Origin of the sequence: Cryobacterium sp. GrIS_2_6, from assembly GCF_035984545.1 — a bacterium.
Taxonomy (GTDB): Bacteria; Actinomycetota; Actinomycetes; order Actinomycetales; family Microbacteriaceae; genus Cryobacterium.
In genome coordinates this window covers 3,813,115-3,826,652 of the sequence record NZ_JAXCHP010000001.1, presented here as the reverse complement: position 1 = coordinate 3,826,652, position 13,538 = coordinate 3,813,115, and the positions used below count along the sequence as shown (strand labels likewise).

Sequence of the window (13,538 nt, the reverse complement as noted above, 5' to 3'; positions counted from 1 at the left end):
ACGGGAAGCGTCAGTTACTTGACGTAGGTGTACTTGGCGAAGTCAGCGTCGGAGGTCTTGGAGTCGAGGACGACGTTGGGGATGACGACCTCGTGCTCGGTCGCCGTCTTGCCGGTGTTGATGAATTCGACGAGGGTCTTGATGGCCAGGCGTGCCTCGGCGGCCGGGTCCTGGGCGACAAGGGCGGTGAAGATGCCCGACTTGATCTTGGCGACGTTGTCCGGGTATGCGTCATAGCCAACGAGGCCGATCTTGCCGCTGAGGCCCTTCGACTCGAGCGCGGCAGCCGCGCCGGAAGCGTTCGTGCCGTCGATCGCGAAGATGCCGTTCAGGTCCGGGTACTTGGTCAGCCAGTTGCTCACGTTCGTGGCAGCCGTCTCAGGGTTGGACTCGGAGTAGGCGACGTCGACGATTTCCACGCCGGGGTACTTCGCGGCGACCTGGGCCTTGAAGCCGTCGAGGCGGCTCACGTTGGTCGTGGCGGTGGCGCTGGTGAGTCCGACGACGACCTTGTATGAGCCGCCGGTCTTGTAGCCGATCTGGGTCGCGAGCGCGTCAGCGGCCTTGGAACCGCCGTCGGCGTTGTCGCCGGTGATGAAGCTGACGACGTCCTTGAGGTCGGAGACGTGGGTGTCGACGTTGACGACGGGGATGCCGGCCGCTGTGGCCTTGGCCACCGAGGCCTGCAGGGCCTTCGGGTCGGTCGGGATGAGCACGAGGCCGGTGGGCTGCTGTGCGAGCACGGCGTCGACGATCGGGATCTGCGTTTCGGCGGAGTACTTGGCCGGATCGCCCTGCCAGATGAGCTTGACGCCCTCGGCCTTGGCTTCGTCCTCGGCGCCGACCTTCATGGCTTGGAAGAACGGGTCGGACTCAGCGCCCATCACGAACGCGATGGTGATGTCCTTCTTCGCGGTGGCCGTCGTCGCCGAACCGGTGCTCGCCGTCGTGGAGCAGGCAGTCATCGAGATGGCGAATGCGGCAGCGACGCCGACGGTGGTGATCGCTCGGTAAGAACGCTTCATAGAGGTCTCCTTTGACACATAGGTGCATTGCAATCGCAACTGCACGCGCTGCTTGCGAGATCGTTCTCGCAAACTTGTATAAGATTGCAGCACACAGCACCGCGGCGCAAGCCCGTTCGGTAACGTTTCGATTACGAGGATTGTTCATGGTTGAACGACGAAGTCACGCTCCGACGATCATCGACGTCGCAGAGCAGGCCGGCGTCTCCCGAGCCACTGCCTCTCGGGCCCTCTCCGGGTATGGGCGCACGTCCGCAGCCACCGTGGAACGCGTCCGTCGCGCAGCAGACGAGATCGGCTACCGCCCCAATGAACTCGCCAGGGCCATGCGCGCCGGGTCGACCGGCACGATCGGACTCGTGGTCATCGCAGACTTCACGAACGCATTCTTCGACCGCGCCACCAAGTCCATCGTCGATGCGGCGCGAAAACGCGGGTACCAGGTCCTGATCAGCAACACCGACGAGGACCCAGAGGTGGAGCGGGGGGCCATCGAGACCCTGCTCGAGAAGCAGGTCGACGGCCTGATCGTGTTCCCCTCCGCGACCGGCCACAGCGAGCACCTCGAGGCCGGAAACCTGGGCGGACGACCGCTCGTGCTCGCCGACCGTCGCCTGGACGACCTCGGCGTCACTACGGTCACGACAGACGACTTCACCGGCACACGGGAGGCGGTCCGCAATGCCGTCAGCCTCGGGCACTCCCGGCTCGGCTTCCTGATCACTGCCGCGAACATCGCAGGCCAGACCACCGCACGGCCCCCCGCACTGATCTCGAGCGTGCGGGACCGTGCCGATGGTTTCGCCGCCGGAGCGGCCGACGCGGGCATCCCTCCCGAAGACCAGGTCTGGCACTTCAGCGAAGACGTACCCGAGTCATCGGAGGCCGCGGTCGCAGAGATGCTGGACCTGGCCTCCCCACCCACGGTCATCTTCACCTCCAACAACGACATGGCGTTGTCCGTGCTCAAGGTCGCGGGTTCGCGGGGGCTCGCGATCGGACGCGAAGTGTCCCTCGTCACGGTCGACGACAGCCCCTGGGCGGCATACATGGTCCCCGGGATCACTGTCGTCGCTCGCCCGGTCGAGCAACTCGGAGAGCTCGCGGTAGAACGACTCGTGGCCGAGATCGAGTCACCGGGTCAACCGGTCGAAGACATCCAGCTCCCGACGGAACTCATCCCCCGGGCGTCGGTCGCCGACCTCAGGAGTCCCGCGGCCGGACGCTAGGGGACCGCTCAGGCCGATACGCCGGGCCGCACCACGAGCACCGGGCAGTCCGCGTGTCGCACACACTGTTCACTGACCGACCCGAGCAGCATCCCGGCGAGGCCGCCGCGCCCGCGGGAGCCGACCACCAGCATCCGCGCCCTGCGGGAAACGCTGATCAGGCAGCTGAGCGGTGTCGCGTACGCCGCCCGGTACTCGACGGGCACTCCCGGATGCTGCGCCGCTATCGGCCCGGCATCGGCTTCGAGCTTCTCCCGTACCGCACCGGCGTAGTCGGTGAGGGGCGAAACGTAGCCGAACTTCCAGTCGGCCGGGCGCGGGGCCGTGTCGATCGACCAGGCCCGAACGACGACGACGGATGCGCCGAGCGGCCCGGCGAGGTCGAGGGCGACCGCGAGCGCATGGGTCGCATAGTCGGAGCCGTCGTGACCGACGACGATACTGCCGGTGGGAGCTGGAGACTGGTCTGCATCGATGCCTGACATGATCCCACGCTACTCCCGGCAAAGGTGGCGCGACGGAAAACACCCCCGACCGAGAGAAAAACTGTCGCGGCTACCCCCGCACCGTCAACCCCTGCGTCAGCCCCGGCGCGAGACCCGCTCCGGCCCCGATCGTTTGCCGGGCCCGGTTAGGGTGGACTCATGCCTCTCCGCGCCTCCCAGCGACGAATCCTCATCGCCGTCGCGACGATCGCCGCGATCGTGGCCGGCGGCTTCCTCGTGCGATCTGTCGTCGCGCCGCGGACGGCGTCCACCGATCCCGCCGTCTTCGACGCCGGCGCCCTGATCAGTGACTACAACTTCTTCAACCCCAATGCCATGACGGCCGACGAGGTTCAGTCCTTCCTCGAAGGCCGCACCTGCCGCCGCAGCGACGACTCGCCGTGCCTCTGGGAGTACCGTGAGTCGACCGTCTCCGAACCCGCGCAGGGCCCCGGCCACTGCGCTGCATACGCGGGCGAGCCGAACGAGCGTGCGAGCACGATCATCGAGAAGGTCGCAGAGGCCTGCACGATCAGCCCGCGGGTCCTCCTCGTGCTGCTGCAGAAGGAACAGTCCCTGCTGACCCGGCCCAGCGCATCCGGTTACCTGCGGGCGACGGGCTACGGCTGCCCGGATACCGCCGACTGCGATGCCGAGTACTTCGGCTTCTTCAACCAGGTCTACCGGGCCGCGTGGCAGTTTCGGCAGTACACCCAGGAGCCCGAACGCGCCTACAAGGTCGGCGCGGTCAGCGTCGCATACAACCCCGAAGCCGCGTGCGGCGCGGCGACGGTTCAGATTCGCAACCAGGCCACGGCGAACCTGTACAACTACACCCCGTACCAGCCGGATGCCGCAGCACTCGCCGATACGAACGGCGACGGCGGCGGCGGATGCTCGACGCACGGAAACCTGAATTTCTGGCTGTTCTACAACTCCTGGTTCGGATCCTCACTGAGTGAGCCGTACCCCGCCGTGTTCGCCTCCTGCCTCAATCTCGTCGGCGGGCAGCCGTGCCCCCGCACCGAGCTGATCCCGACGGTTTGAGTGGCGCCGGGGGGTCAGTCCCCCGCAGCGGCAGCGCCGCGAGAACGCCGGAACGCCGACCGCTTCGGACGTGACCGCAACTGCGCGCGCACGTCTCCAAGGATCTCGGTGACCGTCGCGAGTTCCTCGGGCCCGATGCGGTCGAAGAGCATCTCACGCACGAGCGTGACGTAGCCCGGTCCGCCGGCGGCGAGTGCCGCCCGACCCGCTGCGGTGATATGCGCGATGACGGAACGTTCGTCGCCGGGTGACGGGCGCCGCTCGACGAGCCCGAGGGCCTCGAGCCGGGCGACCTGGTAGGTGAGCCCGCTGCGGGACACCGTCAGTGCGTCCGCGATGTCGGTCATCCGCAACCGCCCCTCTGGCGCTTCGAGGAGCCGGAGCAGGATCTCGAACTGGGCGAGGGTCAGGCCCACGGCATCCCGCAACTGGCGGTCTGCGGCGAACTGCACGATGTTCGCGGTCTCGACGATGGCCGCCCAGGCGCGCATCTCCGCGGGCGACACACTCTGGGCGGGGCCGATCCGCTCAGGATCGCCCGGATCCGCAATGCCCGATGGGGGAATACTCACGACTCGCTCCTAGTTGTTTCGAATACGAAGCACTTCCACAAGGGCCACCCCCAGTCTGCCCCGGCCCACCACGAAAGAAGACACAATGAGTACCGCCGTCTACACCGCATCCGCCACTTCCTGGGGCGGACGAACGGGCAAGGTCGTCACGAGCGACAACAAACTCGACCTCGACCTGTCCATTCCGGCCGAAATGGGCGGCGACGGCGGCGCGGGCACGAACCCCGAGCAGCTCTTCGCGAGCGGCTGGGCGGCGTGCTTCCACAACGCGCTCAAGGGCGTCGCCCGCCAGCGCACGGTGAACGTCACTGACTCCGCCGTCTCCCTGACCGTGCACCTCGTCGGCGGAATGGCCACCGGCTTCGACTTCGAGGTCACGATCGAGGCCCAGCTGCCCGGCGTCGACCCCGTCGTCGCCCAGGAGCTGCTTACGGCCGCCCACCAGGTCTGCCCATACTCCCGCGCCACGCGCGGAAACATCCCGGTGACCCTCGTCGTCATCCCCGACGAGGACTGACCCCCGCCGCGCCCTCGCGCGCTCGGCCAGGCGGGCGAGCGGAGGCCCGCGTCAGCGCCGGTGCTGGATCCGGACCTTCGCCGGCGCAGGCGTGGGAGTCGGCGTGGGGGCGGGAGTGGCCGTCGACGTCGGCGCAGCCGGCACGGCCACGGGTGCCGTGGCAGTCAGGCCAAGGAAGGTCGCGTCGAATGAATTCAGGTCGACGAGCACGCCGTTGAGGTTGTGCTCGAACTTCTGCTGCACCCCGATCCGTGGGTTGGCCGCCGTGTTCCAGCCTCCGTATGCGACCGCAGCGGGCGCCTCGATGTCGGCGAGCCAGCCGCTGTAGTTCACCGCCCCGGCGTTGGTGTCCCAGAGCGGCACGTCGGCGAAGGCGCTGCTGTTGTTCATGATGCTCGGCCACATCCCCGAGCCGCTGTAGATCACCGGACGCACACCCATTGCGCGCACCCCGTCGACCATCGCGCGGGTCACCGGCGGGCTGCCGGTCTCGACGTCGAGTGCGAAGAACTGCAGTTGCGACTGGTAGGGGCCGGCCGCGGCGATCCCGCCCTGCCAGCACGTCGCATCCCGGGTGTAGACGGCGATCTTGAGGCCGGCGTCGAGCGCCATCTTCAGCTGGGCCTGGGTGTGCTCCCAGGGAGCGCAGCTGCCCCACGCGGTGGAGTGCATCACGTAGAGACGGATACCCTCGTTGTAGGCCTGCGTGAACCACGCCGGGTCCGTGATGATGTTCGCGGAGTCGACGACCTTGACGGACGACGGTGTCGCCGCCTGCGCGGACGTGACGTTCGTGGGAGCGATGAGGCCGAGTATAGCCAGCGCAAACGCTGCCGCCAGGTGGTTCTTGTTCATTTAAGGGGACTCCGAAGTACCAGATGGTGGTGCTGAACCCGGCAACTCCAGTGTCAAATCACTTCAGTGTCGCGCGTACGTCGCCGGAGCTGACTGTTCGTCAGACTCAACGGGTGGAACCAGGTAGCGAGATAATCTGTCTATGGTGACACATCCTCACATTAAGCACCAGTCCCCCAACGGGGGACACGCTGGGCCGCGTACTCAGCCGAGAGCGTAATTCCTGCACCGCCGACCCCGACCCCGGTGTCGCCATCCACGGAGAGTCGCGCGCTTGGACGGGCTCCGGAAACGCCCGGTGAGAGCGACAACCAGACCATGGATGCCTGCCGGACGACGGCCGACATCGCGCGGGAAGTCGGGGCAACATTCCTCCGTCTCCCCGGCCGGGCACCCAGCAGACACGGAGGGTCTGGCCGACCCGGCTGCCTAGACTCGCCACGTGCTGCCGGCATCGGTTCGCCATCCGGGCCCCGCCCTGGATTGCACCCACCGCTGGCCGCACGCAATCGAAAGGAACAACTGTGACCCAGAACAAGAACTCCTCGGCTACCGCCACCTCTCGAAAGAAGCGCCTCACGATCGGCGCAGCCTCCGTGCTCGCCGCGGGCGCCCTGCTCGGCACCGGCATGCAGGGAGCAACGGCCAGCCCGCTGGGCGGCACCGCCGAACCGGGCAGCCCGTCGGCCCCATCGGCATCCGCCCCCGCCACCCCGGGCGCCTCGTTCTTCAGCTCCGTCGCGCACGAGCTGCGCGGGGACCTCGCGCACGGACAGGACTTCGGCGAGAAGGCCCAGAAGGTCGCCGCGACGATCTCAGATCACGCCGAGCTCTTCGCGAGCCTTCCTGCGAATCTGCAGGCCGACCTGACCACCCTCACGCAGGCCTCGGACGGCGACCGCACCGCCGCCGCCGAATTCATCGCCACGTCGGCTCTCGCCGGGAACTATGGCGAGCAGGCGCAGGCGCTCGCCGTTGCGATCCAGGCCGACCCGGAGCATCCGCTGCGCGCCGCCCTGCACGCAGCGCTCGAGGGCAGCCTCGACGTCGGTACCCCCGGCGCAGGCGGCCACACCGCGACGGACACCACGGACGCGGGTCCCGCCGTCACCAAGCTCGCCCTGAGCCTTGTCGACAACCCTGCCCTGTTCAGCAAGCTCCCGGTCGAACTGCAGAGCGCCCTGACCGCGCTCAAGGCATTGCCGGCCGAGCAGCAGGATGCCGCGGCGCAGCAGATCGCCAGCGACGCCGGGACCGGGACATACGGCCCGGAGATTCAGAAGATCGCCGAACACCTGGCACACGGCGCAGCACAGGACACGGGGCACGACGCTTCGGGGCACGCCGACGCCACGGCCGCACACTAGCCGGCCGGAACGAACGAGGAAGGCCGGGGGCGCAGTGCGCTCCCGGCCTTCCGCCGCCCTACCGGTCCAGGGTTAGAAGTCCCAGTCGGCGTCTTCCGTGTTGACGGCCTTGCCGATCACGTACGAGGAGCCCGACCCGGAGAAGAAGTCGTGGTTCTCGTCGGCGTTCGGCGAGAGCGCGGACAGAATCGCCGGGTTCACGTCGCACACCTCCTTGGGGAAGATGGCCTCATAGCCGAGGTTCATCAGGGCCTTGTTGGCGTTGTAGTGCAGGAACTTCTTGACGTCCTCGGTCAGCCCGACGGTGTCGTAGAGGTCCTGCGTGTACTGCACCTCATTCTCGTAGAGCTCGAAGACGAGGTTGAACGCGTAGTCCTTGATCTCGTCGCGACGCTCCTGCGTCGCCGCCTCGAGGCCCTTCTGGAACTTGTAGCCGATGTAGTAGCCGTGCACCGCTTCGTCACGAATGATCAAGCGGATGAGGTCGGCCGTGTTGGTGAGGCGGGCCCGGCTGGAGAACCACATCGGCAGGTAGAAGCCCGAGTAGAACAGGAACGACTCGAGCAGCACGGAGGCGACCTTGCGCTTGAGCGGGTCGTCGCCCTGGTAGTAGTCCATCACGATCGAGGCCTTGCGCTGCAGGTTGACGTTCTCCGTCGACCAGCGGAACGCCTCGTCGATGTCCTTGGTGTTGCTCAGGGTGGAGAAGATCGAGGAGTAGCTCTTGGCGTGCACGGACTCCATGAACGCGATGTTCGTGTAGACGGCCTCTTCGTGCGGGGTGATCGAGTCGGGGATCAGCGACACAGCGCCGACGGTGCCCTGGATCGTGTCGAGCAGGGTCAGGCCGGTGAACACGCGCAGGGTGAGCTGCTGCTCGACGGGAGTGAGCTGGTTCCAGGACTGCACGTCGTTCGACAGCGGGATCTTCTCCGGCAGCCAGAAGTTGTTGGTCAGCCGGTTCCAGACGTCGACGTCTTTCTCGTCTTCGATCTTGTTCCAGTTGATCGCATCGACATGCGAGATGAGCTTGAGCTTGTCAATCATTGATAGTCCTTAGTCCCAGAGCAGTCGCGGGCAGTGCACAGAAAACATCCAGCAAACTCACAGCATACAGCTGACGCAACCGTCAACCTCGGTCCCTTCCAGCGCGAGCTGGCGGAGACGGATGTAGTAGATGGTCTTGATGCCCTTGCGCCACGCGTAGATCTGCGCCTTGTTGATGTCGCGGGTCGTCGCGGTGTCCTTGAAGAAGAGCGTGAGCGAGAGACCCTGGTCGACGTGCTGCGTTGCCGCGGCGTAGGTGTCGATGATCTTCTCCGCGCCGATCTCATAGGCGTCCTGGTAGAAGTCCAGGTTGTCGTTCGTCATGAACGGGGCGGGGTAGTAGACGCGGCCGAGCTTGCCTTCCTTGCGGATCTCGATCTTCGAGGCGATCGGGTGGATCGACGAGGTCGAGTTGTTGATGTAGGAGATCGACCCGGTCGGCGGCACGGCCTGCAGGTTCTGGTTGTAGATGCCGTGTTCGATGACGGATGCCTTCAGCTCGGCCCAGTCGGCCTGGGTCGGGATGCGCACCCCGGCCTTCTCGAACAGCTCGGCGCCGCGGGCGGTCGACGGGACCCACGCGTGGTCGGTGTACTTGTCGAAGAACGCGCCGGAGGCATACGTCGAGTCCTCGAAGCCGGCGAACGCGTGGCCGCGTTCGATGGCGAGGGTGTTCGAGGCGCGGAGGGCGTGGAACAGCACCGTGTAGAAGTAGATGTTCGTGAAGTCGATCGCTTCTTCGCTGCCGTAGTACACCCGCTCGCGGGCGAGGTAGCCGTGCAGGTTCATCTGGCCGAGGCCGATCGCGTGCGACTTGTCGTTGCCGTCTTCGATCGAGCGCACCGAGGCGATGTGACTCTGCTCGGAGACCGAGTTGAGGCCACGGATGGCAGTTTCGACGGTCTTGCCGAAGTCAGGAGAGTCCATCGACAGGGCGATGTTCATCGACCCGAGGTTGCAGGAAATGTCCTTGCCGATGGTGTCGTAGGACAGGTCTTCGTTGTACGTGGTCGGGGTGTTGACCTGGAGGATCTCCGAGCACAGGTTCGACATGTTGATACGGCCTTTGATCGGGTTCGCCGCGTTGACGGTGTCCTCGAACATGATGTACGGGTAGCCGGACTCGAACTGGATCTCCGCGAGGGTCTGGAAGAAGTCACGCGCCTTCATCTTGGACTTCTTGATCCGCGGGTCGTCGACCATCTCGTGGTATTTCTCGCTCACGGAGATGTCGGCGAAGGGCACGCCGTAGACGCGCTCGACGTCGTATGGCGAGAACAGGTACATGTCCTCGTCCTTCTTGGCGAGCTCGAAGGTGATATCGGGGATGACGACGCCGAGCGACAGGGTCTTGATCCGCACCTTCTCGTCGGCGTTCTCACGCTTGGTGTCGAGGAAGCGCATGATGTCGGGGTGGTGCGCGTGCAGGTACACGGCGCCGGCACCCTGGCGGGCACCGAGCTGGTTCGCGTAGCTGAAGGAGTCTTCGAGGAGCTTCATCACGGGGATGATTCCGCTCGACTGGTTCTCGATCTGCTTGATCGGGGCGCCAGACTCACGGATGTTGCTGAGCAGCAGGGCGACGCCGCCGCCGCGCTTGGAGAGCTGGAGCGAGGAGTTGATGCCGCGGGCGATCGACTCCATGTTGTCTTCGATGCGGAGCAGGAAGCAGGAGACGAGTTCGCCGCGCTGCGCCTTGCCCGAGTTCAGGAACGTCGGCGTTGCGGGCTGGAAACGGCCGGCGATGATCTCCTCGACGAGGCCGGTCGCGAGCTTCTCGTCGCCCTGGGCGAGGCCGAGTGCGGTCATGACGACGCGATCCTCGAAACGCTCGAGGTACCGGTTGCCGTCGAAGGTCTTGAGCGTGTACGACGTGTAGTACTTGAAGGCACCGAGGAAGGTCTGGAAGCGGAACTTCTTCGAGTACGCGAGGTCATTGAGCCTCGTGATGAATTCGAAGGAGTACTGGTCGAGCACAGCCTGCTCGTAGTATTCCTTCTCGACCAGGTAGTCGAGGCGTTCCCTGAGGGAGTGGAAGAACACCGTGTTCTGGTTGACGTGCTGCAGGAAGAACTCCGTGGCCGCCTCCCTGTCCTTATCGAACTGGATTTCCCCGTTCGGCCCATAGAGGTTGAGCATGGCATTGAGGGAGTGATAGTCCATTGCCAGCGCGACCTGCGCGTGCGGGGCTACTTTCACGGCTGTTGCTTCCAAAATGATTCCAATCCGTCGTGAACGATGCGCACATCATCCGGAGTTCCCAATACTTCAAATCGATACATATGCGGCACGTTGCACTTGGCCGCGATGATGTCCCCCGCGATGCAGAATGCCGTGCCGAAGTTCATGTTGCCCGCGCCGATCACGCCGCGGATGAGCGAACGGTTGTGCTCGTCGTTCAGGAAGCGGATGACCTGCTTCGGCACAGCTCCCCTGGCCTCGCCGCCGCCATAGGTCGGCACGACGAGCACATAGGGCTCTGTCGCCCGGAGCGGCTCGTCGCGCGCGTACAACGGGATGCGCACGGCAGGCCGGCCGAGTTTCTCCACGAACCTCTGGGTGTTCCCCGAGGTGCTGGAGAAATAAACGATCTCAGCCATTGGATGCCGGCCTCACTCTCGAACCGCGTGCTTCAGTCCCGTAGCGCAGACCGCTCAGGCGAGACGTGCGGCGAGTTCGTTGATCTTGTCCGGGCGGAAGCCGGACCAGTGGTCCTCGTCTGTAATGACGACGGGCGCCTGCAGGTAGCCGAGAGCTTTGACGGCCTCGAGGGCGTTCTCGTCGACAGAGAGGTCGAGTACTTCGTACTCGATGCCCTTGTTGTCGAGGGCCCGGTAGGTGGCTGTGCACTGCACGCAGGAGGGCTTGGTGTAAACCGTGATTGCCATGTGGAAGGCCTTTCTCGTGGTTCAGAAGAGTAATGGTTCAGAAGTGAGTGCGCCAGTACGACTGTTCGAGTGCGATGCGGTCCTGCGAAACGCGGGATGTCAGGTGTTACGGCGTTGCTGTGCTGGAGATCAATACTACATGTAGTGCCTCCCAATGGGAATGGCCACTACATGCGGTAATTACAATTATGTAGTTATCCACCGACATTCGTGATGTTGTCAACAGGCCGGCGCATTCGGAGGCCCGCTTTCCCGCGGAAATCGCCGGGTTATCCACATCCTGCAGAAACAGCATTCGCACCTCTGTGGATAACTCACCGCGGGCGTGTCGCCACCCGTGGCACCTCGTGTTCGGTCAGGCATTCGCAGAACCGCCGGGAAGACTCGACCAGTTCCCAGTCCCAGCGCATGAAGCTGTCTGAGCGGTCCCGAAGTGCGTCCTCGCGCTTCTTCTCCTGCACGATGACCTCGGCAGATCACGTCCCGCCAGGATTCGTCCCCTGGTGTATTTCTGATGCCCGTCGAATTCGCCGATCATCCGCACGGCCCTCCAGTAGAAGTCGACCCAGTAGTCGTGCCCACGGACGTTCGGAAAACACACCTGCAACTCAGGCACGACGAAGCCCAGCTCGAACGAACGCACCCGGCTGAGCGACTCTCCCCCGTTCGCCGAGAGCGGGTTGGCGAAGGCGATCGCCGCCTCAGCCTGCCGATAGCCCCGCCGGGGATTCACGAGCGCGAACTCGGTGAGCAGGTCGTCTTTTGTGATCGCTCCAGCCCCACCGCGTCCGAGACGCACGTCATCAGCGGCCCGCGCTTGTTCCACCCGGAGCGCGTGGTCGATCATGACCACAGCCGTCAGAAGATTCGTTCCTGCGGCGACGTCGACGAGGGTGCGGACGAGCGATGTCGCGGTGCAACCGGCCACCTCAACGCCCCCAGGCGCAGGCGCTCCGCGATGCGCCGTCAGGAGCCGGGTGTGGCTCCCACCCGTGGCTTCCGGATTGAGGGAATGCACCTCGCGCGGCCACAGGCCGATGTACGGAAGACCGTGCAGCGCGGCTGCCGAGATGTGCGACAGGACAACGGGCCCTACCGCGCTCGCGGCAGAAGCCCGAACGAACCACGGGTATCGGTCGTCCGGGTCAGACTCCCGCCAGAGTGTTCCCCAGACGAATATCCCCCGTCGGATCCGCACCAGCGTGCCGTCTCTGAGTAACGCATCGATCGCCGTGGAATTGAGGCCTTGGGCATTGAGGGCCCGGTAGGAATCAGCTCACCGTCACGAGCAGCGAGGGTGTCGAGTCGAGTTGTCGTCCCGCGAGTGTCGGCGGTATGGCCCGGGACCTCTCGGCTGTTGCGACTCCGGTGGACATTCGCTTCCGCATCCGCCCCATTGAGGACCCGTGTCGCCACCGGGAGCGGCTAGGCGCGCGGGGCGGTCGACTCGCGGACGACGAGCTCAGGGACCGAGCTCGGCAGGTCGAGCGCTTCCTCGTCCTCGAGCACGGCGAGGAGGGTGTTCAGGATGTTGCGGCCGAGTTCGTCGAAGTCCTGGCGCATGGTCGTCAGTGTCGGGGAGAAGAACGCGGCCTCGGGGATATCGTCGAACCCGATGACGCTCACGCGGTCCGGCACGGCGAGTCCGTTGCGGACGAGGGCGTGGATCAGTCCGAGTGCCATCTGGTCGTTGCCGGCGAACACGGCCGTGAAGTCGCCATAGGAGCCGGATTCGATCAGGTCGATACCGAGGCGGAACCCGCTCGCCGGCGACCAGTCGCCGATCAGCGGTTCTCTCGCGATGAGGCCGCGGTCGCCCAGTTCGTCACGCCAGCCCCTGGCTCGTTCGATGGCGTCGACGGAGTCGGCCGGTCCGGCGAGGTGCACGATATTGGCGTGGCCGAGTTCGGCGAGGTGCGTGACAGCGATCCGCGCACCGCGGTAGTTGTCGACGCCGACCCGGTGGAATCCGCCGCGGCCGCTCGACTCCACCGCGATGAGGGGCACCCCGAGTTCGATGCCCCTGACGGCCTCGAGGGCGCTGCGGTGCGCCGCGATCAGCACGATCGCCTCGACGTTCTGCCGCAGGAGGAGCTCAACGGCGGAACGCAACGACTCCGGGTCCGACTCGAGCATGCTCGCCATGCTCACCGCGTACCTGGCGTCCCTCGCCGCTTCGTTGAACCGCAGGACGGTGCTCGAGGGTCCGTAGTCCGGTCCTCCTGTTGTGATCAGGCCGATCGTCCGGGAGCGGCGGGTGACGAGGGCGCGCGCGGCGGGTGACGGCCGGTAGCGGAGCTGCTTGATCGCATTCTCGACCCGTTCCCGCGTCGCGGGGCGCACATTGGGAAGGTCGTTGAGCACCCGGGAGACCGTCTGGTGCGAGACGCCGGCCAGCCTCGCGACGTCGAAGATGTTGGCGACGCGCGCCTTCTCATCGTCCTTGCTCACCAGGCTCATCGGCTCCCACCGATGCGTGTTCAACGCATCGTCTCTCTGTCCCCTT

At 65.6% G+C, this 13,538-nt stretch carries 14 protein-coding genes; 4 read left to right on the top strand and 10 right to left on the bottom strand.

The annotated features are described in order from the left end of the window. Positions 1 to 14: 14 nt before the first annotated feature. Entirely contained in the window at positions 15 to 1,025 is a 1,011-nt protein-coding gene (locus RCH22_RS18550) for a substrate-binding domain-containing protein (protein WP_327015106.1), read from the bottom strand. A gap of 146 nt (positions 1,026 to 1,171) precedes the next feature. Between RCH22_RS18550 and RCH22_RS18545 the strand changes: the two genes are divergently transcribed. Then, a complete protein-coding gene (locus RCH22_RS18545; RefSeq protein ID WP_327015105.1) occupies positions 1,172 to 2,254 on the top strand; it encodes a LacI family DNA-binding transcriptional regulator in 1,083 nt (360 codons plus the stop codon). Positions 2,255 to 2,262: 8 nt separating this feature from the next. Here RCH22_RS18545 and RCH22_RS18540 read toward each other — a convergent pair whose 3' ends face one another. Further along, complete coding sequence (locus RCH22_RS18540; protein WP_327015104.1) at positions 2,263 to 2,739, bottom strand: universal stress protein; 477 nt, start codon at positions 2,737 to 2,739, stop codon at positions 2,263 to 2,265. A 159-nt stretch (positions 2,740 to 2,898) separates the two neighbouring features. Here RCH22_RS18540 and RCH22_RS18535 point away from each other — a divergent pair, with 159 nt between their 5' ends. Further along, a complete protein-coding gene (locus RCH22_RS18535; protein WP_327015103.1) occupies positions 2,899 to 3,786 on the top strand; it encodes a hypothetical protein in 888 nt (295 codons plus the stop codon). Positions 3,787 to 3,800: 14 nt separating this feature from the next. Here the strand turns inward: RCH22_RS18535 and RCH22_RS18530 are convergent, their stop codons facing one another. Then, positions 3,801 to 4,358, bottom strand: a complete 558-nt coding sequence (locus RCH22_RS18530) for a MarR family transcriptional regulator (protein WP_327015102.1) — start codon at positions 4,356 to 4,358, stop codon at positions 3,801 to 3,803. An 85-nt stretch (positions 4,359 to 4,443) separates the two neighbouring features. Between RCH22_RS18530 and RCH22_RS18525 the strand changes: the two genes are divergently transcribed. After that, positions 4,444 to 4,875 (top strand): organic hydroperoxide resistance protein, encoded by a 432-nt coding sequence (locus RCH22_RS18525; RefSeq protein ID WP_327015101.1) that lies wholly within the window; start codon positions 4,444 to 4,446, stop codon positions 4,873 to 4,875. Positions 4,876 to 4,926: 51 nt separating this feature from the next. Here RCH22_RS18525 and RCH22_RS18520 read toward each other — a convergent pair whose 3' ends face one another. After that, on the bottom strand, positions 4,927 to 5,730 hold the full coding sequence (locus tag RCH22_RS18520) for a hypothetical protein (RefSeq protein WP_327015100.1): 804 nt from the start codon (positions 5,728 to 5,730) through the stop codon (positions 4,927 to 4,929). Positions 5,731 to 6,254: 524 nt separating this feature from the next. Between RCH22_RS18520 and RCH22_RS18515 the strand changes: the two genes are divergently transcribed. After that, the gene (locus RCH22_RS18515) at positions 6,255 to 7,097 is read left to right on the top strand and encodes a hypothetical protein (RefSeq protein ID WP_327015099.1); all 843 of its coding nucleotides are present in this window, start codon (positions 6,255 to 6,257) and stop codon (positions 7,095 to 7,097) included. Between the two features lie 72 nt (positions 7,098 to 7,169). Here RCH22_RS18515 and nrdF read toward each other — a convergent pair whose 3' ends face one another. The 6 genes from nrdF to RCH22_RS18485 form a co-directional block, all read right to left on the bottom strand. Continuing rightward, positions 7,170 to 8,144, bottom strand: coding sequence for a class 1b ribonucleoside-diphosphate reductase subunit beta (nrdF, locus tag RCH22_RS18510; protein WP_134446785.1), 975 nt, complete (start codon positions 8,142 to 8,144; stop codon positions 7,170 to 7,172). A gap of 57 nt (positions 8,145 to 8,201) precedes the next feature. Continuing rightward, a complete protein-coding gene (nrdE, locus tag RCH22_RS18505) occupies positions 8,202 to 10,307 on the bottom strand; it encodes a class 1b ribonucleoside-diphosphate reductase subunit alpha (protein ID WP_327015571.1) in 2,106 nt (701 codons plus the stop codon). A 32-nt stretch (positions 10,308 to 10,339) separates the two neighbouring features. Continuing rightward, a complete protein-coding gene (gene nrdI / locus RCH22_RS18500) occupies positions 10,340 to 10,744 on the bottom strand; it encodes a class Ib ribonucleoside-diphosphate reductase assembly flavoprotein NrdI (RefSeq protein ID WP_327015098.1) in 405 nt (134 codons plus the stop codon). A 54-nt stretch (positions 10,745 to 10,798) separates the two neighbouring features. Then, entirely contained in the window at positions 10,799 to 11,032 is a 234-nt protein-coding gene (nrdH, locus tag RCH22_RS18495; protein WP_134446781.1) for a glutaredoxin-like protein NrdH, read from the bottom strand. 355 nt (positions 11,033 to 11,387) lie between these two features. Next, positions 11,388 to 12,230 (bottom strand): hypothetical protein, encoded by an 843-nt coding sequence (locus RCH22_RS18490; RefSeq protein WP_327015097.1) that lies wholly within the window; start codon positions 12,228 to 12,230, stop codon positions 11,388 to 11,390. Between the two features lie 227 nt (positions 12,231 to 12,457). Next, complete coding sequence (locus tag RCH22_RS18485; RefSeq protein WP_327015096.1) at positions 12,458 to 13,483, bottom strand: LacI family DNA-binding transcriptional regulator; 1,026 nt, start codon at positions 13,481 to 13,483, stop codon at positions 12,458 to 12,460. Positions 13,484 to 13,538 lie beyond the last annotated feature (55 nt).